Source organism: Protofrankia sp. Cr1 (assembly GCF_963555865.1).
Taxonomy (GTDB): domain Bacteria; phylum Actinomycetota; class Actinomycetes; order Frankiales; family Frankiaceae; genus Protofrankia.
This window is the reverse complement of sequence record NZ_CAUVXO010000133.1, coordinates 9,682-12,360: the sequence shown is the minus strand read 5'-3', so window position 1 is coordinate 12,360 and position 2,679 is coordinate 9,682. Positions and strand designations below refer to the sequence as shown.

The 2,679-nt window shown below is 65.1% G+C and carries 1 protein-coding gene; it reads left to right on the top strand.

The window, feature by feature from the left end; genetic code table 11:
• Positions 1-395: 395 nt before the first annotated feature.
• The coding region (locus tag U9980_RS12905) for a nitrate- and nitrite sensing domain-containing protein (RefSeq protein ID WP_322768122.1) at positions 396-2,679 on the top strand (2,284 nt) is incomplete at its 3' end.

The window sequence follows — 2,679 nt, the reverse complement described above, 5'->3', positions numbered from 1 at the left end:
TCGGCAGCCAAACCGAGCTCGCCAGATGTGCATCCGTTGTTGATGCCACCACGGACGCCCGATCTGTCTCATGCAGAAGACAGAACCACGCAAACAGGCGAGCAGCATCATTGGTTAAACAGAGGGATACCCAACAATTCATCATGGGAACACCTTTTAGCGCCGATGATCGGGTGGCGACCATGCCGGGACCTCAGCCTGCAGGCACCCGAACCTGTTGGGTGTACCCCCGCCCAACCCGGACTAATCCCCCGGGTAGAGTCGTCTCGCCCACGGGGGGAGACCAGCGGGTTACGGTTTTCGCCCCACGCCGTGGCACGGCCGGGGCACGAAGGCCACACACGAACGCTCGCCCCAACGAGGCGCCAAGGCACGGCGTCGGACGAGAGGACCGGATGCTCCAGAACTGGCCAATCCGCTCCAAGTTGGTCGCCATTCTCATCCTTCCGCTGGTGGCGCTGACGATTTTCAGCGCCATCCAGGTACGCACGAACCTCGAGAGCGTCAGCGCAAGCGATCGGATCCGGACCCTCGCGGGTTTCTCGGTCAAGGTCAACGACCTTATCGATACGGTCCAGCAAGAACGCTTCGCCACCACCGCCTACGTCGGCTCCGGCTACCGGAACCGTGCGGATGACGCGGTCGCGACGCGTACGAAGGTCGACCCTGCGATCGAGACCTACCGTGCTGCTCTCGCCGCTCTTCCGGCCGGCGCCACCGAGGACCTGCGAGTAGCTCTGGACACCATCGCGAGCCAGATCGCCGGTCTTGGCCCGCAGCGCAAGCTGATCGACACTCGGGAGGCGCAGACCGAGAAGAACTCCGACTTCTACACCACCTTGATCGGAAACCTACTCGATCTCGATGCCCACGTCGCCGCTGGTAGTAAGAGCGCGGACCTGGTGAGCGCGGCGGCAACGCTGGTGAGCATCTCCCGAGCGAAAGAGGCCGTGGAGCTGCAGCGAGGCTCCGTAGCCCAGATCCTCTTTCTCCACCAGTCGAACGTCGGCTTGATCAAGCTGATCCAATTCAACGGGGGTGCCGAAGAGGCGTGGCTCAAGGAGTTCCGCGACACCTCGACCCAGTCCGAACAGGACTTCTTCAACCAGGCCGTTGGCCCGACCGCGAACCAGGTGGCCCAGATACGTGACGAGACCGTCGTCGCTTCCCAGCTGGGCCGTCCCCCGGCAGTGGATCCTCTGCAGTGGCTCCCTGTAACCAGCACAAAGATCGAGAAGCTACGTCAAGTCGAACGTTTGATCGCCGACAATCTCGCGGCCAAGAGCAACGCGATCGCCTCGAGTGCGACCCGTGACGCCTGGCTCGGAGGTGTCGGCGTCGCGCTGGTCCTGGCCGTGTCGATCGGTATTTCGCTGCTCGTGGCGAGTCCGATGATCCGCCAGCTCCGGCGCCTGCGGGGGGCGGCCCTCGAGGTCGCGCACAAGAGTCTTCCAGAGGTTGTGGAACGGCTCCACCAGGGGGAACAGGTGGACATCGACAACGAGGTGTTCCCCATCGTGGTCCAAACAAAAGACGAGATCGGCCAGGTGGCGGATGCCTTCACCACCGTCCATCAGGTTGCTGTGCGCACCGCTGTCGAACAAGCCGCGATGCGGAAGAGTATCGGTGACACCTTCCTCAACCTGGCCCGTCGCAGCCAGGCGCTCATCCACCGCCAGCTCAAGGTCATCGACGGCCTGGAACGCAAGGAGACCGACCCCGACGAGCTGGCTGAGCTGTTCCGGCTCGACCACCTCGCGACGCGCATGCGGCGTCACGCTGAAGACCTCATCGTGCTGTCCGGATCGAAACCAGCCCGTGGCTGGCGCCGACCGGTCCCGCTCAAGGACGTCGTCCGTGGTGCGGTCGCTGAGGTGGAGGACTACACCCGCGTCAAGGTGCTGCCGATCTCCGGTTCCGCCGTCGGTGGCCACGCGGTCGGTGACGTGATCCACATGCTCGCCGAGCTGATCGAGAACGCCACCTCCTTCTCGCCACCGCACACGCCCGTCCACGTCTCCGGACACGAGGTCTCCAACGGCTGTGTGGTCGAGGTCGAAGACCGCGGTCTCGGTATGACCGACGAGGAATACAGCGCGGTCAACGAACGGCTGAGCAACCCACCCCCCTTCGATCTGCAAACCAGTGAGCGACTCGGCCTGTTCGTCGTCGGCCGCCTGGCCCAGCGGCACAGCATCCAGGTCCAGCTGCGGCCGTCACCGTACGGCGGGACCCTCGCCATCGTTCTACTACCCACAGCGCTGTTGCGCGCCGCTGACGGAACCACCATCGAGTCGAACCCGGCGACGTACGAAGATGGCGCTGGGCCGGTCCCCGCCGGCTCGTTCGCGAGATCGTTCGACGGCTCCGCCGAACCCGATGAGTTCGGTGATCTGATGTCCGTGGGCGCGCCGGTGGCGGCATCGAGTAACGGGGGCGGCGATGACCGGCCGCTCATGGACGATCTGCCGGTGTTCGCCACGATCCGCTCAAGCTGGTTCGTCTCCGAGCGGGAGGCGACCGGCGACTTCAGCAACGGCAAGCGCGGCGAACCCTCCCGCCCGCGGCCGCAGCTCAGCCCGTCGGCGGAGCCCGATGACTGGGCGGAACTCCCAGGCCCGTCGACCCAGTTGCCCGACTCGTCGGATAAGTGGGGTCAACCGCCGGACACCGGTGCCC